A 20,406-nucleotide genomic window follows, 5' to 3' on the forward strand; every position below is an offset into this window, starting at 1 on the left:
TGATCATAAGGAGAGAACCAGAATGAAATCTTTATCCGTGTTTATGAAGGATCTTGGCGCGGTATTCAAGAATCCCAAGATGCGCATTTCCATGTTCGCCATACTATTTATTCCTGTTCTGTACAGCGGATTGTTCCTGAAAGCATTCTGGGACCCTTACGGTAAAATGAACGAGCTTCCGGTAGCGGTTGTCAACCAGGATAAGGGTGCTGACTATGAAGGCACCAAGCTGACCGCCGGAGCAGATCTGGTCACGGAGCTGAAGAAGACGGACGGGTTCAAGTGGAATTTCGTCAGCCGGGAGCAGGCGGAAGCCGGACTTGCAGATAATACCTATTATATGGCGATTGTGGTTCCGGAAGACTTCTCAGCTAAGGCAACTACACTGCTGGATGCAGATCCGCAGCCGGCCAAGATTATCTACGAGCCGAATGAAGGCTACAACTTCCTGGCGGGCCAGATTGGCGGCACTGCAGTGAAGGATATCAAGAGCAAGGTATCCGCCAAGATTACGGAAGCTTACACCAGTTCTGTCTTTGATAAAATCACCAAAATCGCAGACGGTCTGGGCGAAGCCGGAGACGGTGCGACCAAAATCGCAGACGGCGCCACCAAGCTGGATGACGGCGCTCTGAAGCTGAAGGACAATCTGGTTGTCCTGACCGAAGGCACCGGCAAGCTGCTGAATGGCGTAGCGCCGCTGACGCAGGGCGTGAGTGATCTCAATAACGGAGCAGCCGCACTCAAAACCGGCACCAGCACGCTTGCCGGAGGACTGCAGCAGTTATCCGCAGCGCATAAGCAGCTGCAGGAGGGTGTAACGCAGTCGGCAGCGGGAAGCAAGCAGCTGAATGCCGGGTTGCAGAAGACAGTAGCCGGAACGGCTTCGCTGCAGGCCGGAACACAGTCGGCTGTAGCCGGCACCGAGAAGCTGCAGACAGGTACGAAGGCGGTTGTGGACGGCAGCGCGAAGCTTGCGGCCGGATTAAGCTCCTCCGCCGAGGGCAGTGCGAAGCTTGAAGCCGGACTTACGGCTTCGAAGGACGGCAGTGCCAAGACAGCAGCCGGAGCCAAGGCTGTAGCTGATGGTCTGCAGGCGCTGGCGAAGTCGAATCCTCAGCTGGCAGCAAGCCCTGAGGTGCAGAAGCTGCTTGCAGCAAGCGCAGCAGTAGCTGCGGGCACCGCGCAGCTGGACCAGGGTCAGCAGCAGCTCCTGAACGGAGCTGCGGCCCTGAACAGCGGCCAGGGGCAGCTGCTTGAGGGAGCGAATCAGCTGCACAGCGGTTCACAGCAGCTGGATGCAGGTGTAGGCCAGCTGCATGACGGAGCGCAGAAGCTCTACGCAGGCAGTTCGCAGCTGCTGGATGGCCAGAATCAGCTGGCAGCCGGTGCAGCCGCACTGGAGAACGGCGGCGCGAAGCTGACCGCAGGCATGAAGCAGTTCGGCGCGAAGCTGGACGAAGCTGCAGCGGGCGGCGTGAAGCTGGCAGACGGCGGCCGGGCGCTTGAAGCCGGCACTACGAAACTGCTGGCTGGAGCAGGCAAGCTGGGCAGCGGCCTTAGCTCGGTAGCCGATGGCTCGAAGAAGCTGAGTGACGGAGCAGGGCAGCTGAAGGATGGCCTGGATGATCTGAAGACAGGCTCCGGTGAGCTGGCAAGTAAACTGGGCGATGCGGCTTCGCAGACCAAATCGGTGAACAAGACCGATGGACTGGTATCCATGTTCGCCCAACCGGTACAGATCGAAGAAGTGAAGGTGAACAAGGTGCCTAACTACGGTACAGGATTCGCTCCTTACTTCCTGTCCCTCGGATTGTTCGTAGGTGCTCTGATTTGTACGATTGTTATCCCAATGCGTGATTCCGAAGTCATTGGAGCCAGCCGGTTCAACCGGTTCATGAGCCGTACCCTTACGTTCTCCATGATGAGTGTGCTTCAGGCACTGCTGGCTGTCCTGATTGTCTTGTATGGTCTCGGACTTGAAGTACAGAATGTACCCTTGTTCTACGCGTTCTCGTTCATTACCAGCCTAGCCTTCATGTGGATGATTCAAGCAATTGTTACTTGGCTGGATCAGCCGGGCCGCTTCGTAGTCATTCTGATTCTGATCTTCCAGTTGACTACAAGCGCAGGAACCTTCCCACTGGAGCTGATTCCTAACTGGATGAAGATCTTCAATCCGCTGCTGCCGATGACTTACAGTGTCAAAGGCTTCAAGGCAGTAATCTCTACTGGGGACTTCGGCTCTATGTGGGCCGATGCAGGAACACTTGGTGCTTATGGAATAATATTCCTTGCATTAACCTTCACCTACTTTATGACCCGTGACCGCGGCAATGAAGCTGTGCTGAAAAGTGAACAAGTTTTGACTGTATAAAGCAGCAATATTCTTTGTAAATCATACGAACCAAAAGCGCCCCCTTAGGGGGCGCTTTTGGTTTATTCATAAATATAAATAGCTAAAGGAAGTGCCGTTTTCAGTGCGGGAAAATGGTTGAAACGCTTTCAATGCATAAGCGCTTATTCGTCATTTATGCATAATTATACATTCGACAGTTTTTTTACGCTTTTATTCGCTAAAGCTGCACTGCAAAAGCAAATGTTAATCAAGCTCATAAAAAAGTTTAAATTGCGCTCATGTCAGCTCGATGATAAAATAATAACACCAATTCTGCCTGAATAATTATTAAGATTTTCCGCTGAAAAATTTTCCTGGAATTCCGTCTACTTTATAATAGAGAGGTTGCATGTGATGAGACACACTGAACTGCCCGGCAAACAGGGCCTTTATGATCCCCAGTTCGAAAAAGACGCTTGCGGCATGGGATTTGTCGCGCATATTAAAGGCAAGCCGTCCCATGATATTGTCAGCAATGCGCTGACTATGCTCTTCAATATGGAGCATCGGGGAGGCCAGGGAAGCGAGCCGAACTCTGGAGACGGAGCCGGCATTATGCTGCAGATTCCCCACCGTTTCTTTGCCGGTGAAGCCGCGAAGCTGGGCTTTGAGCTTCCGGAGCCGGGCCATTATGGCGTGGGCATGATCTTTCTGTCTCATAACGAGGAGATCCGGGCCCGCCATGAGGCGCTTCTGAGCGAGATTATCGCGGAAGAGGGTCAGCAGGTACTCGGTTACCGCGATGTCCCGACCTTTGACGAAATGCTCGGCAAGACAGCCAAGGCTGCGAAGCCATATGTACGCCAGGTATTTATCGGACGCTCGGAGGGAATCAAGGATGACCTGTCCTTCGAACGCAAGCTGTATGTGATCCGCAAACGGGCAGAACTGGCAATCCGCTACGGCGGGGCAGAAGAAGGCGAATCCTTCTATGTGCCGAGTCTTTCCTGCAAGAAGATCGTATACAAAGGCATGCTGACCACTGTACAGGTAGGACAATTCTATCTGGACCTCCAGGATGAGACACTCGAATCAGCGATTGCGCTGGTCCACTCCCGCTTCAGCACCAACACCTTCCCGAGCTGGGAACGTGCCCACCCATACCGCTTCATGATCCACAACGGTGAAATTAATACCCTTCGCGGCAATGTAAACTGGATGCATGCCCGCCAGTCGCTGTTCAAGAGCGAGAAGTTCGGAGAAGACATCAGCAAGGTTAAGCCGGTGGTGAATCCGGACGGCTCCGATACGGCCATGTTCGATAATACCTTTGAATTCCTCTACCTGAGCGGACGCTCCCTGCCCCATGTGGCGATGATGATGGTTCCTGAGCCTTGGAGCAATCATGACAGCATGGACGAGAAGAAGAAAGCCTTCTATGAATACCACAGCACCCTGATGGAACCGTGGGACGGACCTGCCGCAATGGGCTTCACCGACGGTGTGCAGATTGGGGCCATCCTCGACCGTAACGGTCTGCGTCCTGCGCGTTACTATGTCACCAAAGATGATCTGATTATTCTCTCCTCTGAAGCGGGTGTCCTCGACATTCCTGCAGAAGATGTTCTATACAAAGACCGGCTGAGACCGGGCCGTATGCTGCTCGTGGATACGAAGCAGGGCCGGATTATCTCGGACGAAGAGGTAAAAGCCGAAATCGCCTCCGAGCAGCCTTATCAAGAGTGGCTGGATGAGCATCTGATCGGCCTCGATCAGCTCCCGGATGCACCGGAGCTGCCGAATCCGAAGCATGATAATGTGCAGCAGCTGCAGCAGTCCTTCGGCTATACCTTCGAGGATCTGCGCAAGGTGCTGGAGCCAATGGCCTCCACAGGCGCCGAAGCTGTCGGCTCCATGGGATACGATTCACCGCTGGCCGTGTTATCAGACCGTCCGCAGCGCCTGTACAATTACTTCAAGCAGATGTTCGCCCAGGTTACCAACCCGCCGATTGACGCCATCCGTGAAGAGCTGGTAACGTCCACAGCGACTACAATCGGACCTGAACGCAACCTGCTGAAGGCAGAACCGGAGAGCTGCCGGCAGATCTCGCTGGATTCTCCGATTCTCTCAAACGAGGATTTTGCCAAAATCCGTCATGTCCGCCGTGCGGGCTTCAAGTCAATGTCCATTCCAATTCTCTTCCCGGCAGAGCTGGGGGCAGAAGGGCTGCGAATTGCGCTTGACCGGATGAATGAGGCAGCAGACCGCGTCATGGGCAAGGGCCATAATATTCTTATTCTGTCCGACCGGGGTGTAGACCGCGAGAATGCGGCAATTCCGGCGCTTCTGGCAGTCTCCAGCCTGCATCACCATCTGATCCGCTCTGGAACCCGCACCAAGGTCAGCATTCTGCTGGAATCCGGCGAACCGCGTGAAGTTCATCATTATGCGCTTCTGCTGGGTTATGGTGTAAGTGCGGTCAATCCTTACTTGGCCTTCGAGAGTCTCGATGACATGATCAGCCAAGGCCTGCTCCGCGGAATCTCGCATGAGAAGGCTGTGAAGAACTATATCAAGGCAGCTACGAAGAGCGTTGTCAAAATCCTGTCCAAGATGGGAATCTCTACGATTCAATCCTATCGCGGCGCACAGATTTTTGAAGCGGTCGGGCTGAATTCGGAATTCGTGGACCGTTACTTTACTTGGACGCCTTCGCGTATCGGCGGAATTGGCCTGGAGGAAGTGGCGCAAGAAGCGCTTGCCAGCCATAACCGCGCCTTCACCGACAAAGACGGCAACGATATGGTGCTGGATTCCGGCGGTGAATACCAGTGGCGCAGTGACGGGGAAGAGCATCTGTTCAACCCGCAGACCATTCATCTGCTTCAGCACTCCGTGCGCAGTGGCGATTATGAGATGTATAAGAAGTATGCGGCACTCGTTCAGGGCGAAAGCGAGAAGCATCAGACGCTGCGCTCGATGCTGGAGTTCAAGAGCACCAATGCTCCGGTATCACTGGATGAGGTAGAATCGGCTGAATCGATCATGAAACGCTTCAAGACCGGTGCCATGTCCTTCGGCTCGATCAGCAAGGAAGCACATGAGACGCTGGCCATTGCCATGAACCGCATCGGCGGCAAGAGCAACACCGGTGAAGGCGGAGAAGATCCGGCGCGCTTCATTCCGGATGCTAACGGCGATTCCCGCCGCAGTGCGATCAAGCAGGTCGCTTCGGGACGGTTCGGCGTTACCTCGAACTATCTGGTGAATGCCGACGAGATTCAGATCAAGATGGCACAGGGTGCGAAGCCGGGTGAAGGCGGACAGCTTCCAGGCCGCAAGGTGTACCCTTGGGTGGCAGAGGTCCGCGGTTCAACAGCAGGCGTGGGACTGATCTCGCCGCCGCCGCATCATGATATCTATTCTATTGAGGATCTGGCTGAGCTGATCTATGATCTGAAGAATGCCAATCCGCGTGCCAATATTAACGTAAAGCTCGTCTCTGAGGTTGGCGTAGGCACCATCGCCGCAGGTGTGGCGAAGGGCCGCGCTGATATTATCCTGATTAGCGGTTACGACGGCGGTACCGGCGCTTCGCCGATGAACTCCATCCGTCATGCCGGACTGCCTTGGGAGCTTGGCCTGGCGGAGACCCACCAGACGCTGATGCTGAACAATCTGCGCGACCGTGTCGTGCTGGAGACAGACGGCAAGATGCTCAGCGGGCGCGACCTCGCGGTAGCTGTTCTGCTGGGTGCTGAAGAATACGGCTTTGCTACTGCACCTCTGGTAGCCGTAGGCTGCATCATGATGCGTGTATGCCAGATGGACACCTGTCCAGTGGGCGTAGCGACCCAGAACCCTGAGCTTCGCAAGAACTTCATGGGTGATCCGCAGCATGTGGTGAACTTCATGACCTTCGTGGCACAGGATCTGCGCGAGATTATGGCAGAGCTGGGCTTCCGGACGATTGAAGAGATGGTCGGCCGTACCGATTGCCTGGATGCGGTTAAGGCATCCACACACTGGAAGAAGAAGGGCGTTGATCTGAGCAGCCTGCTGCACATTCCGGCTATGCCGGAAGGAAGCACACGCTTCCGCAGCAAGTTCCAGAACCACGGTCTGGAAGAGACCCTGGATATGACCCATCTGCTTGACATTGCTGCACCTGCGCTGGAATCCGGCAAGGCGGTGGAAGCTTCCCTGCCGATCACGAACGTGAACCGTGCCGTGGGTACGATTCTCGGCAGTGAGCTGACGCGCAAATACGGCGCAGCCGGGTTGCCGGACGATACGATCCGGCTGCATTTCACCGGATCAGCGGGACAGAGTCTGGGCGCATTCGTGCCGAAGGGCGTCACCATTACCGTTGAAGGCGACTCGAATGACTATGTCGGCAAAGGGCTGTCCGGAGGCAAGCTGATTATCCGGCCTTCGCGCAAGGCTACCTTCGCGGCAGAAGAGAATATCATCATCGGAAATACGGCGCTGTACGGAGCGACCGGCGGCGAAGCTTACGTGAGCGGCATTGCCGGTGAACGGTTCGCTGTGCGCAACTCCGGGGCGAATGTAGTCGTTGAAGGCGTGGGCGACCACGGCTGCGAATACATGACCGGCGGACGTGTGGTTGTACTGGGTACAACGGGCCGTAACTTTGCAGCAGGGATGTCGGGCGGTATCGCTTATGTATATGATCCTGACAATACCTTCATCAAACGCTGTAACCTGGAGATGGTGCTGCTGGAGCGGGTAGAGGAAGCGGACGAAATCGCTGAGCTGCATGCTATGATCAGCCGCCATACCCAGCATACAGACAGTAATGCGGGCCGGGCGATTCTGGATTCATGGGATGAGGCCCTGCCGAGATTTGCCCGTGTGATTCCGAAGGATTACAAACGGATGCTGGAGCAGATCCGCAAGGTGGAGCAGAACGGTTTGACCGGCGAAGCTGCACTGATGGCTGCTTTTGAAGCGAATATGCGTGAGCTTGCGCGTGTTGGCGGTTAATGTTCTACATTTCATAAGTGATATGCTTCGGCATTGACGGAGCGCATTGCCAATTCAAGAGGCCACCTCTTTTCATTATGGAAAGAGGTGGCCTCTTATGTTTTTCTTACAGGAATTTAGGGTCTCGTCTGATGGTGATAAAGTATGCATAGAATTGTGGAGGATAAATGCTCCTTCATTTATCCACAGGTATCCACAGGATGCTGGCGCGAGGGTGAGCGGGGCAAATGTATGTGAAAACAGTACGTATTCGGTACACGCGCCCCACGCTGGTCCAATGTAATCGGTTTTGCGATTACATTCCGCCCACGCGCCCCGCGCTGGCCGATTATTGCGCTCGCACGCAGGCGTGTGTCCCGAATATACGTGAAAAACAGCATACATTGCACTCGCGCGAGGAGGGATGGCCCGAATGTATGCGAAAAACAGTATACATTTGTGCTATCCCGTTCACCCGTTAGGATGATTTTGTGCCAAGCCGTTTCCACTGGCTTTCCCTGCATTTCTTTCCTAATTTCAGGGAAAAGGGAAGGTGTGGTAAAATATATAAATGGTTGAAAATGGGTTGTTGATGCACTGATAAGGTTAATAATAGCTTGAACTGAAAAAGACAATAATAAGATGGGAGTAACGGAGGGGAAGTTTGGAACTGGAGGAGCGGTAGCGTCCGCCTGAAAGCTTTCCGCAGGAAAGCTCGCTTCGGAAGCATAAGCTAGGTTTGGCTTTCTACCGCTGAGACAGCAGTGTAAGGAGGAAATCCAAACTTAGGCAGCGGCCGGAAGTGCAAACATTTCCCGCAGTTACGACTACATCTAGATTAGAGTCTCTTCAGTTCTGCTATGATTATACCTTATCTTAAACCGCAAGCCCGTTTCACACCAAACCGACGAAAGGAAGTGAAGTTATGCCGAATACGGCAGAAGTGGTGAAGCCCGTAGCCAGCCTGATGGGAGTCACCAAAAAGATCGGCTCCAAAACACTGATCAGCGACTTGACACTCGACATTCCACCCGGGCAAATCTTCGGATTCCTTGGGCCGAACGGAGCCGGTAAAACCACTACCATCCGTATGATGGTAGGACTGATCTCCATTAGCCGCGGGGATATCCTGATCTGCGGACGAAGCATCAAAGACCATTTTGAAGAGGCCATAGCCAATGTGGGGGCCATCGTAGAGAATCCCGAAATGTACAAGTTCCTTACCGGATACCAGAATCTTCGCCAGTACGCCCGCATGGTGCCTGGCGTGACCAAAGAGCGCATCAATGAAGTAGTGGAGCTGGTTGGCCTCAGCCAACGGATCAATGACCGGGTCAAGACCTATTCATTAGGGATGAGACAGCGGCTGGGGGTGGCCCAGGCTCTGCTGCACCGGCCGAAGCTGCTGATTCTGGACGAGCCGACCAACGGACTGGACCCGCAGGGTATCCGCGAGCTGCGTGATTATCTGCGCAAGCTGTGCCAGACCGAGGGGACAAGCGTTTTTGTCTCCAGTCACCTGCTGTCTGAGATGGAGCTGATGTGCGATAGTGTGGCGATTATCCAGAACGGCCGCCTGATCGATGTGAAGCAGCTTAAGACGGTCGGGGATGCAGCGGTACCGGTGAGCCAGACGTTCTTCGAGGTAGATAACCCTGAGGCTGCACTGGCGCAGATCGGCCAAGGTGTAATCATGGAAGGTGGAATAGCGGTGGAGGCGGTTCGGGAGGAGATTGCCGAGCTGAATGCCAAGCTGGTAGCTGCCGGAATTAAGGTCTACAGCATCAAAGCGATGTCCCGTTCGCTCGAAGATCAATTCTTGGAAATGACAGGAGGTGAAGGCATTGGGTGAGTTCGCTTCTCTCATACATAATGAGAATATCAAAATATTCAGACGTCTGCGGACATGGATTATGCTGATTCTTCTGGCGCTGATGAGTGCGCTGTTTCCGGCGCTGGTTCACTTCACCACGAATGGCAGCGATGTAGTCGGGTTATGGGACAGCTTTCGGACCACCGTAGCCATCGCTTTTTTCCTAAATACCATCTTCACAGCCTTAGTGGCTGCCGACTCCGTAGCGGGCGAATTCACCTGGGGAACGATTAAGCTGCTGCTGATCCGCCCTTGGAGCCGCTCCAAGATTCTGCTCTCGAAATATATCTCGCTGGTTATCTTCAGCCTTGTCAGCACGGGCGTGCTGATCCTATTCGGCTATGGCTCTGCCTTCATTTTCTCTTCATCAACTGCAGGAAATGCAGGGGACATGGTGATGGGCTGGGGGCCAGGGGAATATGTCTTCATGCTGATTCTGTGCAGCTACATTGAGCTGTTCCTGACAGCAGCCATTGCCTTCATGATCTCCAGCGTGTTCCGTTCCAGTGGCCTTGCGATTGTACTGTCGCTGTCGATCATGTTCACCAAGGATATCTTTATCGCCATCTTCAACCCTGACCGGTATGAGTGGGCGAACTATCTGATTTTTGCCCATATGAATCTTAGCAATTATGTGGTGTCGGATACCGGTCCCGGAGGAGCGACGCTGTGGTTCGCGATTGCCGTCCTGGCTGTGTATTATGTTATTTTCATGGCGGTATCATGGATTGTGTTCCGCAAAAGGGATGTAGCAGCGTAAGTAGCAAGATAGGGCTGGCCAGTGGAGCCGTACAGACTGAGTGCTTGCGGCTCATGCGCCCTCCAGCTTACTCTGCTTGCCGTCTCTGCGCTTGGCTGCAGTCTTCTTGGCAGTGACCGTATGCAGCCCGCCCGCTGTCTCAGGGGCGGGCTGTTCGGTCATAGCCACAGCTCCGTTCAGCAGGCTGCCTTCCGAAATGCTCAGGGAACCGGCGGCAATATTGCCGTGCAGCTGTCCCGTTCCGGTGAGAATCAGCTTCCGCTGGGCGGTTACGTCTCCATAAACCTTGCCGGCGATAATAATCTCCTGCGCTTCAATGCTGGAGTGGACGGTGCCTTGCTCACCAACCGTCACAGTACCCTCACATAGAATCTCCCCGCTGAAGTTCCCTTCAATCCGCAGGTTCGTATCGCAATGCACTTTCCCTTCAAGCGTGCCTCCATGTCCGATCAGCGAGTCGGTTGACCTCAGCGAAGCACCCTGCTTACGTCTGTTCCACATTCCCGCATTCCTCCTTATATTCTTGAACTTATAAAGGCTTAACATAATTGAGCGGATTCACCGGCTTGTTCTGCTTCACGACCTGAAAATGCAGATGGGGGCCCGTGCTGCGCCCGGTGCTGCCCAGCATGCCGATCTGCTCCCCTTTGCCGACCCGCTCACCGGGGGTGACCGTCATCTGGTTCAAATGCATGTACCAGGTCTCCAGTCCATTGTCATGCTTGATTATGATGTATTTGCCCCGGGCTCCCATTTGTTCTGCAGAGGTAACCACGCCGCCCAGTGCCGCGTATACTGCATCTCCGATATTTCCCGCAATATCAATCCCGGAATGATAAGCAGAGACACCCTTGAAAGGATCGGAGCGGTAACCGAAGCTGGAGGTGATGACCTTCGAGCCGGTAGGCCACATCACGGCCCGCGCCAGCCGGGCTTGCTTCTCCTGGGCTTGTTTTGCCTGAAACTCCGCTCTTGTTTTGTGTGCCTTCTCGGCCTGTGTAATCGTGCTTGAGATACTGCCAATCATCTCATCCATGATGGTGTGGATCTCCTCGAAGTCGTCCTTTGTCTCCTCAACCAGCCGCTGCGGATCATTCTCGTAGACGGCGACATATTCACCGCCGACCTGCGGATTCGTAGGCAGGCTTAGTGCTGTAGCAGCAGCAGCCCTGATCCGGAAGTTGACGGCAGGCGATACGGCGGCAGAGAGAGCTTCCGGCTGTTCCTGGATGAACGGGCCGGCGCTTAAGCGGCTGATCTTGCCATAGCTTCCGGCAGCAGCAGCCCCGGCTCCGGTATCAGGCAAGTTCGCCACTACCGGCTGGCTGCCTTTGAAGGAAGCTGCTGAGGTTGACGTATCCGCGTTGTAGGTCTTGGCGCCAGCATTTTCAGTGCGGATAGCCTCACTAGAACCGCTACCGGCAGCAGAAGAGGTGGTCTCCTTGTTGATCAGTGATTGCAGCTGCTCTTCCAGCTCAGTCACACTCTTCAGCTTGTCTTTAATGCTCTCCGCTTCCTCCGAGAGCTCGCTTACCTGGCCGCGCAGCTGCTGTAGCGCTTGTTCCTTATCTGCAACCTTCAGCTCCATGCGGATATTGGTCAGTGATAAGGCGGCCGCTTCGGCCTCCAGCTCGGCGATCGACCGGGAAGCATGGATATGCATGGAGGTGACCAGACTGGAGAGGGACAGAGCGGCTGCAGCAGGCAGCGCCAGAGCGAAGGGCTTCGACATTTGCAGCTGCTTCACAGGCCGTCCGGCCTCACGCATAACGAGCAGCGTAATCTTTTTCTGACTGGGCTGACTCTTCATAACGTCTCCTTACTGCGGCCATGGCAGCCGCTTGGTATGAACTGACTGAAACAACTGTCGGGGTGCAGGGGGCTTATCCGATTCGTCCTACTACTCTATGTATTCCATAACTAAGGTGAACATGACAACGGTTTACTTGAATAAAGAAGGAGAGTTAAGGCAAAACCTGTAGTAAGCGCAGGCTTCTGCCGTGGCAGATTCCTCATGAAAGTTAGTAAGTACCGTCTATGCCCGCAGAGATAGTAAGAGTTCATTCAGTTAATCAGGAGGCCTGGAATGAGAATATTTGCCGTTATCTTGTGTCTTTTTATTGTGCAGCTTGCCATTATTACCGCTTCCGAATTCCGCCGTCCGCAGCGGGCACTTGCCTGGATATGTATTACCTTCTGCTGCCCGCCGCTGGGCCTGCTGTTCTACTATTTCCTGGGCCGTGATTACTGGCAGAGCCGCAAGCTTGGCAACCGGTGCGTCTCTCTGCTGCGGGAAATCCGCATTCATGTTACCGGCAAGATTCATAAGGTCAAGCAGGTGGAGGATACCGGCAACCCCGGATTTGAACACCGCCCTGAGCTGCTGCACCTGTTCTCGGGACTGGCGGACAGTCCGGTTACAAGCCATAACCGGTGTGAAGTGTTGTCCAGCGCGCAGGCAGCGTATAAGTCCATGCTGGAGGTGATGGAGGGTGCGCAGGAGCATATCCACATGGAATTTTATATTTTCCGGGAGGACGAGATCGGCCGGCAGTTCCAGGAGCTGATGATCCGCAAGGTACGCCAGGGGGTGAGGGTGCGCCTGCTGTGCGATGGACTGGGAAGCCACAAACTAAGCCGGGGTTTTGTGAATACACTGAAGAACGCGGGAGTGCAGGTCTATTTTTTTCTGCCTCTGCTAACTGCACTGCCGGACCGCCGCTTCAACTACCGCAATCACCGGAAGATTCTGGTGGTGGACGGACTGACCGGATTCACCGGAGGAATGAACATAGGCGATGATTACCTGGGCAAAAATCCGGAAATGGGCTACTGGCGGGATACGCATCTGCGACTTGAAGGGGATGCCGTTTATCAGCTGCAATATGTGTTTCTCAAGGACTGGCGGCTGGCAGCCGGGGATATTATCAGCCATCCGCGCTTCTTCCCGGATCATAACTGTAGCGGTAGGGAGGCTGTACAGATTGTCGCGAGCGGGCCGGATGCGGCCATAGATGCTACCCAGGAGATGTATTTCGCTTCTATTTGCGCTGCAAGGCAGCGGATCTGGATGACCTCGCCGTATTTCATCCCCGATCCTGCGATAAGCAGGGCGCTGAAGAATGCGGTTCTTAGCGGAGTGGATGTGAGGATCATTATCCCGGCGAAGCCGGATAACAAGCTGGTCTATTATGCCACGCTGTCGTATCTGGAGAATCTGCAGGACGCAGGCGTGAAATTTTACCGATATACCAGAGGGTTCATGCATGCCAAGGTAATGATTATCGACAGCCTGCTGGCCACCGTCGGCAGTGCCAATCTGGACATGCGCAGCTTCTATTCCAACTTTGAGCTGACGGCGGTGCTGCTCCGTCCGGAGATGATTTCAGAGCTGGCTGAGGATTTCAGCAGAGACCAGGAGCAGAGTGAATTCATCGATCCGAAAAAGTTCCGGGAGCGCAGTCGTAATGTCAAACGCATAGAAAGTCTGTGTCAGCTCTTATCGCCGCTATTATGACAGAAAAGATGGCGGAAGCATCGATTATCGAAGGTTATATCAATTTATATGCGTTATTTGACTTTCCTTTATGATATAATGGAAATATAAGAAGAACAGGGGAGAAGGCACGACTGTACGTTCGCTTTCGTAAGCTTCTTAGATATACTATTTATAGGGGGAGTTCTATGACTGTAAGCCAACATATCTTTACGAGTGAAGAACAGAAGAAGCCGCAGAAGTCCGGAGTATTTAAGACGGCAAGATTGGCCCAGCGGATTGTGATGATTGTCATCGGAGCGGCCATGATGTCTGTTGCGCTTGAGATTTTTCTTGTTCCCAATAAGTTGATTGATGGCGGAATCACCGGTATTTCCATTATGTTGTCCCATATTTTCAATATACCGCTCGGTATACTATTGACCCTGCTTAACCTGCCGTTCCTGGTTATCGGGTATAAGCAGATCGGTAAGACATTTGCCTTATCTACTCTATTCGCTGTCATTGTAATGTCCATCGGTACCCAGTTGCTCCATCCTGTTCATCCCATTACGGTTGAGCCGCTGCTGGCAGCAGTATTCGGAGGGGTCATTCTCGGCGTTGGGGTTGGACTCGTTGTCCGTTATGGCGGATCGCTTGACGGTACTGAGATTGTAGCCATTCTTGTGTCCAAGAGGCTTCCGTTCTCTGTAGGGGAAGTTGTTATGTTCTTCAACCTGTTCATTCTGTCCGGCGCAGGCTTTGTGTTCGGCTGGAATAATGCGATGTTCTCCCTGATTGCGTATTACATTGCTTTCAAACTGATCGATATTACACTTGAAGGCTTGGACCAGTCCAAGTCAGTATGGATTATCAGCGATAAATTCCGTGATATCGGCGAAGCCCTGACGGAGCGTCTGGGGCGCGGAGTGACTTATCTTGATGGTGAAGGCGGATTCTCCGGTGACAACAAGAAAGTGATCTTTGTAGTCATCACCCGCTTGGAAGAAGCGAAGCTTAAGTCGATTGTAGAGGATTGGGATTCCGACGCGTTCATCGCCATCGGCAATATCCATGATGTCAAGGGCGGCCGCTTCAAGAAAAAAGCAATTCATTAGCATTAGCGTCACCGGCCCAGCCGTAACGCTTTCGAAGGAAGGTATACTTACGAACGACAGAGTAACCCATACGGCGGTTCTGACTTGCTGCGCCGTATTCCCATATATAATACCTTTCGTCCTGATTGAGGAGGAAGCCAGATAAGCCCGCAGCCTGAGAAGGCATTTGCGGGCTTATTGCTGTCCTGAGGGCAGCTTGGCAATAATCGCTTCGACCGGCTGGGGGGGAACCTTGGCAATCAGATCTCCTAACCGGCTGAGCCGCTCCTCTATATTCAGCAGGTTGAAATCTGTAGGTTTGACGCCCCGTTCAACCTCCTCCCACAGGAGGGGAGTGGAGACGGTGGCCAGCGGCCGGGCGCGCGGGGTGTACGGGGCAGCGAGTGTTTTGCCGCCGTAGTGCTGGAGATAATCGAAGTATATTTTATCCCCGCGATGCTTCTTCAGCCGCTCCAGGGTGAAGAGATCGGGCCGCTTCTCGGTGACATAACGGCCTACGAAATGCCCGATCCGGCGCAGTTCATCGAAGGTTACCCCCGGCCCTACCGGAACAATGATCTGCACTCCGGTGGCTCCCGAGGTTTTGGGAACGGAGTCCAGTCCGAGCGATTTCAGCACCTCCCCTACCACAGCAGCAGCTTCCATAATCCGCGGTTCGACCTCAAGCGAAGGGTCCAGATCAATCATCCACTCGCAGGGCAGCGTACTTCCGGCATAATGGAGGGAAGGGTGGAATTCGAGCGCGGCCAGATTGCCCAGCCACAGCAGCTCCGGCAGGCCCTGCAGCACAATGTAGGTGATATCGTCCTGCACCGCGGTGCGGACGAAATCCGGCAGCGGCTCCGGGGCGTTCTTCTGATAGAACGACATCCCGGGAACGCCATGGGGATAGCGGATCACTGTGAGGAGCCGGTCTTTACAATAGCGCAGCAGGTAGGGCGAGAGGGCCGCCAGCTTTTGCAGATAGATCTGCTTGGTGATGCCCATCTCGGGCCAGAGCGGTTTGTCGGGATTGGTGATGCTGATTTGCTGCCCGTCTACGGTAATGGTTCCTTTAGCGGCTGCTGGCATGGGACATCCCTCCTTAGGCTTGTCTATGTCTGCCTAGTATTTGCCGCGCTGCCGGTTTTCAGTCGGGGTTCCGGCCCGGGATAAGGGCAGTTCACACTTTTTTTGCGCAAAATGTCCCTTTTGGCCCGGGCAGATGCTTATAAGGGTGTTAGCTATAAGAGAGGAGCGTTATACGATTTTGGATGAAATGGAACACCTCGTTGTTAAGTTGCAAAACGGCGACGTGGAGCAGTACGGGGGGATCGTTGAGGCTGTTCAGCAGCCGATGTACCGTTATTGCAGCCGCCTGCTCGGCAGCGGGGCAGAGGCGGAGGACGCCGTGCAGGAGATTCTGGTCAAAGCCTATCAAAATATCGGCCAGTATCGTCCGCTGGTCAGCTTCTCTTCATGGCTGTATAAAATCGCTTATCATCATTGCCTAGGGGTCATCCGCCAGCGCCAGCGGCAGAGCCGGCTGATGATGCTGCTGCGGCCGCAGAAATACGCGGAAAGCCCGGAGCAGCAGATGGACCGCTTCCTGTTCGATGAACCGCTCGCTGTAGCGCTCTCCCGGCTGAAGGCGGAAGAGAGGAATCTGCTGGTACTGCGGATTTTTGAAGAGTTGAGCTTTGCCGAAATTGCCGTGATTCTGGGCAAGAATCAGGATGCGGTCAAAAAAAGATACCGGCGAACGATTGTTAAGCTCACTAACCTGCTGCAATCGCAAAGAGAGGGGGAGGAATCACATTGGACGAGCACTTCACTGCTGAAGAAAAAAGGATAAGACGAATGGGTGCAGGTGAGGCATCGGGCAGCATTGATGTTAAGTCATCCGTTATGGAGCGGGTACGGGCCATCCATGCCCAGCGGCTTGCGTCAGAGGGCGGGGGAACGCCAACTTCACAGGGACAAGCGGAGCCGGGAACGGTGGTGCAGGCGCCTGTGATGACCAGGCAGCTCATACCTCCGCTGCGTCCTGCGGTACAGCGGGGCAGAAGGCTGGCCGCCGGATTCTGCGCAGTCGCGCTACTGGGGCTGGCTGGGTTCAGCATTCTCCGCCATGTGACGGACCAGGAAACTACGGGGAAGGCGCTACAACCGGACTTTGCGGTCATCCGGCAGACGGAGGGGCAGCCATTAGCCTTGAAGGACAGCAGCGGCAGAGTTGTGGCACAGGTGAAGAAGGCTGAATCGAAGGTCTACACGCCTTACATTGGCTCTAGCTCGGCCCGGGAACGTTACTTTAAGCTAAAGGAACAATATGAATGGCAGGCGCAAGCCGGCTTACAGCCGGGAGAGACAGCGGCTTATTATGTCAATGACAGTGAATTAATTGCATTGATGAACGGTCTGGGGTATGGAAAACCGCTATTTTTCACCAGCAAAACGGTTACGTATACCAGCTACGCGAAGCTGTCGGCAGCCCGGGAGCAAGCGGGCAAGTGGAGCTTTGCGCTGCCACCCGAGAGAATTGGTCAACTCCGGTTTGCAGAAGGCAGACTGTTCGCAGAAATTCCTTCTTCATTTGATCCAGAGTACGGGGTGGTTCTGGGGGCGCTGAAGGCCAAAACAGAAGCCGCCCAGGACGGGAATCCGTTGGCTGTAACTATATGGCCCTTAGAGGATATCGAGAGAGCCGAGGCGGTCTATCGGGATGGAAGTAATCAGCTTGCGCTTCAGATATCCTGGGACAATACAGTAACAACCGGCCCGGTTCAAATCATCCTATCCGCCGGCGAAACTGCCGAAATGTGGTCCTATGAAGATAAGGAGCTACTGTATATTCCTGGGGTAGGCGCCGAGAACAACGCGGGTTCAGTAAGCAGACTGTATTGGTATGACAGCGCCTACGGAGGGCTTGCTTGGATGACGGACCCGCCGAACCAGCGGCTGACCCGGGAACAATGGGAGACCATTGCCGCCGGTATGGTTCAGCGGTGAGGGAACAGCAAATGAACCGGAAGGAAGGGATTGAACTATGATTCAGTTTAAAAAAGCGGCTGTTGCCGCAATATGCATGTCCCTGCTACTCAGCACAGCAGCGGGGCCGGTGGGAGCAGCAGGGACGCTGCCTGACAAATTAAAGAATAAAAGCAACGGTATCCTGGCTACAGAAACGGCTAAACCGGCTGCGCTATCTCCGTTAGACGCATTGCTGGCCAAGGAATATAAGCTTCCCTTGAACGCAGGGGAAATCCGGGCCGTGTATGTAAATGATGCCAAAATTAATACGCTGGATAGTCTGAATATCAGTTACGTGCCGTTTAGTTATACGTCTGTAAGCACAGCGGCGCAGAAATTAACATCAATGGGTGGAGGTGTATTAGTGGCTCCGGCTTCGCTGCCGAAAGATTATGTGCTGAAGGAGGCAATCATCAGCCCTGACATACCTTTTTCGTATGAGGAAGAATATATGCAGCTCAGGGATGAACTCAAGGGGCAATCCACAGCAGCCGGTAAAAAGGTTATCACCAAAATGCTCCCTTGGAGCGGTCATGTTACCACGTTGACCTATACCCGCAAGGGAGAGGTGCTGAGCCTGCGTGCCGAGCCTGCAAGCCAGCTTCCGGCTGGAGTTACACTGGCCTTATTGCCGAAGGACAAGGATGAGCAGGTGAAGGTTAACGGGCAGGAGATGATGTTCACCTCCTTCGGGCCACATCAAGACAAGCTGAAATCTCAATTGCAGTGGAGCAGTGCGGATGGCAGCAGAGAGTACACATTAACGGATACCCGGAACACTGTGCAGAGTAAGGCTGAACTGCTGAAGATTGCCGGAAGTCTGACTCCGCAATAGGCAGCTAGACCCCCCTCTGGCTTAAAGAACAAGAGTGTGCGGGCAGATCGACCTGAGCTTGAATCACAGGCTGGCGGAAGGTGCCGGAGGGATTCCATTCCAGAAAATGCAGCTTAAACACCAGCTCAGGCTTAATCCAAACGGAGCCTGAGCTTCGCTGCGGAAGTGCGGCAAACGGCATATGCTCTGTGACAAGTCCCGGAATTCGTGCGGTCAGTGTCCGCCAGTCCTGGACGGTCATTCTGCCCGCCCCGGCATGTCCGATATAATGCAGCTTCCCGGCATCATCATACAGGCCGAAAAGCAGTGCATTCACGATGCCGTCGCGGAAGGTGACGCCCCCGGCGACAGCAGTGACATCAGAGATGATCTTGAGCTTCTGCCAGCGTTTATCTTTGCCGCCGGGCGCATAAGTGCTGTCCAGATCCTTGCAGACGATTCCCTCCAGACTCCCCTGCCGGGCCGCAGTGAGCAGCTGGGCCGGGTCCTGGTAGCTTGGCACCTGCTGCACATGGGGATGGGGCAGCAGCATCTCCTTCAGCATCTCCTGCCGCCTGCCAAGCGGTTCGTCCAGCAGCCAGATGCCGTCACAGTACAGCATATCAAAAACCATATACAGCACCGGAACCTGCGGCTGCACTGCCCGGATCGCCGCCTCGTTCTTCAGACTGTCCCGCCGCATAACCTCGTGGAAAGAGGGCTTGCCGCCGCTGAGCGCAATGACCTCGCCATCCAGAATGAAGGAGCCGGCCCGGCAATAGCTCTCTGGTCCGGCCAGCTCAGGATACTGGAGCGTGCGCCGGTTGCCCCGGCGGTTAATCAGCTCGGCATGGCTCCCGTCGTAATAGGAGATCATCCGCACGCCGTCCCATTTGATCTGGGCGATCCACTGTTCTCCGCTTGGAAGCACAGAGGCCAGCACAGGCTCAAACGGAGTGACGGGCTGAAGTTGAAGGGAACAGGCTGGCTTTGCAGCAGGTGCGGGAGTCCGTCCCCTAGGCACCGGTGACCTTGCTCTTCGCGCTCCGGCGCTTCGGCTTCGGGGCAATCACCGGAATCGGTCCGGTAGCTTCATCTACAACGGGAGCGGCGGTTGTATCTGTTGAAGTCGCAGCGGCAGTGGCCTTGGCCGGACGTTTCTTCGCACCGGCAGCAGGCCTCGGCTTAGCTCCGCTGCCTCCTTTGGCGGGCCCGGGATCGGAAGGAATATGCTGCACGGCCTCAATACTGGCCTGCAGGGCAGCCATCAGATCGATGACATTGTTCTCCTGGCGGGCCGGAGCAATGTGGAACTCTTCGCCGGCAATCTTGTGCGTGATCAGATCAAGCATCCGCTGGCGGTAATCATCGGTATATTTGGCAGGCTCGAACGGGGTGGATAGCTGTGAGATCAGCAGCTTGGCCATATCCAGTTCTTTGTCGTTCACACTGCCCGGCTCCGGCAAGCCCGGGACCTGCGATACCGGACGGACCTCGTCCGGGTAATAGATCGTCTCAATCGCCAGGCAGTCCGCCAGGACGCGGATGGCGGCCAGACTGCTTTTGGAGCGGATGGAGATCTTGGCAATACCGATCTTCCCGGTCTGACGCATAGCCTCCATCAGCAGACGGTAAGCATTCGCGCCTGCCTGATCGGGTGATAAATAGTAGGTCTTCTGGAAATAGATCGGGTCAATCTCCGTCAAATCCACGAAATCCAAGATGGTGATGCTCTTGCTGCTCTCCTCGCTTAGCTGATCCAGCTCCTCCTTGTCGAACAGAACAAACTTGCCCTTCTCATATTCGTACCCCTTGCCGATCTCCTCCCAGGTGACCTCCTTGTCACAGACAGGACATTTACGTACATAAGACAGTGGACTGCCGCATTCTTTGTGTATGTAGCGCAGCGAGATGTCTTTATCCTCCGTGGCGGAGAACATCTTGACCGGAACATGCACAAGCCCGAAGCTGATGGCTCCTTTCCAAACGGTATGCATGAGAATCGCCTCCTGATGGGATGTGGTATG

At 54.5% G+C, this 20,406-nt stretch carries 14 protein-coding genes; 9 read left to right on the forward strand and 5 right to left on the reverse strand.

Annotation, left to right across the window (positions count from 1 at the left end; genetic code table 11):
• The first annotated feature begins 22 nt into the window (after positions 1-22).
• The 4 genes from MKZ07_RS28835 (at position 23) to MKZ07_RS28850 (ending at position 9,960) form a co-directional block, all read left to right on the forward strand.
• Positions 23-2,377: a YhgE/Pip domain-containing protein gene (locus MKZ07_RS28835; RefSeq protein ID WP_036693682.1), complete on the forward strand. Its 2,355-nt coding sequence runs from the start codon at positions 23-25 to the stop codon at positions 2,375-2,377.
• Between the two features lie 375 nt (positions 2,378-2,752).
• On the forward strand, positions 2,753-7,348 hold the full coding sequence (gltB, locus tag MKZ07_RS28840) for a glutamate synthase large subunit (protein WP_036693685.1): 4,596 nt from the start codon (positions 2,753-2,755) through the stop codon (positions 7,346-7,348).
• A 904-nt stretch (positions 7,349-8,252) separates the two neighbouring features.
• Positions 8,253-9,179 (forward strand): ABC transporter ATP-binding protein, encoded by a 927-nt coding sequence (locus MKZ07_RS28845; RefSeq protein WP_036693687.1) that lies wholly within the window; start codon positions 8,253-8,255, stop codon positions 9,177-9,179.
• On the forward strand, positions 9,163-9,960 hold the full coding sequence (locus MKZ07_RS28850) for an ABC transporter permease (protein WP_442792425.1): 798 nt from the start codon (positions 9,163-9,165) through the stop codon (positions 9,958-9,960). Before MKZ07_RS28845 ends, MKZ07_RS28850 begins: the two co-directional genes overlap by 17 nt.
• Positions 9,961-10,011: 51 nt before the next feature.
• On the opposite strand, the gene MKZ07_RS28855 is transcribed toward MKZ07_RS28850, so the two are convergent.
• Positions 10,012-10,461 (reverse strand): bactofilin family protein, encoded by a 450-nt coding sequence (locus MKZ07_RS28855; protein WP_083677908.1) that lies wholly within the window; start codon positions 10,459-10,461, stop codon positions 10,012-10,014.
• A 28-nt stretch (positions 10,462-10,489) separates the two neighbouring features.
• On the reverse strand, positions 10,490-11,770 hold the full coding sequence (locus MKZ07_RS28860) for a M23 family metallopeptidase (RefSeq protein WP_341028967.1): 1,281 nt from the start codon (positions 11,768-11,770) through the stop codon (positions 10,490-10,492).
• A gap of 276 nt (positions 11,771-12,046) precedes the next feature.
• Between MKZ07_RS28860 and cls the strand changes: the two genes are divergently transcribed.
• Positions 12,047-13,477: a cardiolipin synthase gene (cls, locus tag MKZ07_RS28865; protein WP_341028968.1), complete on the forward strand. Its 1,431-nt coding sequence runs from the start codon at positions 12,047-12,049 to the stop codon at positions 13,475-13,477.
• Positions 13,478-13,644: 167 nt separating this feature from the next.
• On the forward strand, positions 13,645-14,553 hold the full coding sequence (locus MKZ07_RS28870; RefSeq protein WP_036693693.1) for a YitT family protein: 909 nt from the start codon (positions 13,645-13,647) through the stop codon (positions 14,551-14,553).
• Between the two features lie 174 nt (positions 14,554-14,727).
• On the opposite strand, the gene ligD is transcribed toward MKZ07_RS28870, so the two are convergent.
• A complete protein-coding gene (ligD, locus tag MKZ07_RS28875) occupies positions 14,728-15,624 on the reverse strand; it encodes a non-homologous end-joining DNA ligase (RefSeq protein ID WP_036693695.1) in 897 nt (298 codons plus the stop codon).
• Positions 15,625-15,811: 187 nt separating this feature from the next.
• On the opposite strand from ligD, the gene MKZ07_RS28880 reads away from it, so the two are divergent.
• The 3 genes from MKZ07_RS28880 to MKZ07_RS28890 are packed head-to-tail and all read left to right on the forward strand — an operon-like array spanning position 15,812 to position 18,400.
• Positions 15,812-16,387: an RNA polymerase sigma factor gene (locus tag MKZ07_RS28880; protein ID WP_235218388.1), complete on the forward strand. Its 576-nt coding sequence runs from the start codon at positions 15,812-15,814 to the stop codon at positions 16,385-16,387.
• On the forward strand, positions 16,351-17,544 hold the full coding sequence (locus MKZ07_RS28885) for a hypothetical protein (RefSeq protein ID WP_156949589.1): 1,194 nt from the start codon (positions 16,351-16,353) through the stop codon (positions 17,542-17,544). The genes MKZ07_RS28880 and MKZ07_RS28885 overlap by 37 nt, the downstream gene beginning before the upstream one ends.
• Before the next feature lie 37 nt (positions 17,545-17,581).
• Complete coding sequence (locus tag MKZ07_RS28890; RefSeq protein WP_036693699.1) at positions 17,582-18,400, forward strand: hypothetical protein; 819 nt, start codon at positions 17,582-17,584, stop codon at positions 18,398-18,400.
• 4 nt (positions 18,401-18,404) lie between these two features.
• On the opposite strand, the gene MKZ07_RS28895 is transcribed toward MKZ07_RS28890, so the two are convergent.
• Positions 18,405-19,403 carry an ATP-dependent DNA ligase gene (locus tag MKZ07_RS28895; RefSeq protein ID WP_051493340.1) on the reverse strand — a complete coding sequence of 333 codons (999 nt, stop codon included), beginning with the start codon at positions 19,401-19,403 and terminating at the stop codon, positions 18,405-18,407.
• A complete protein-coding gene (gene ku / locus MKZ07_RS28900) occupies positions 19,396-20,376 on the reverse strand; it encodes a non-homologous end joining protein Ku (RefSeq protein WP_036693703.1) in 981 nt (326 codons plus the stop codon). Before ku ends, MKZ07_RS28895 begins: the two co-directional genes overlap by 8 nt.
• Between the last annotated feature and the right edge of the window lie 30 nt (positions 20,377-20,406).

Origin of the sequence: Paenibacillus sp. FSL P4-0338, from assembly GCF_038002365.1 — a bacterium.
GTDB lineage: Bacteria > Bacillota > Bacilli > Paenibacillales > Paenibacillaceae > Paenibacillus_AQ.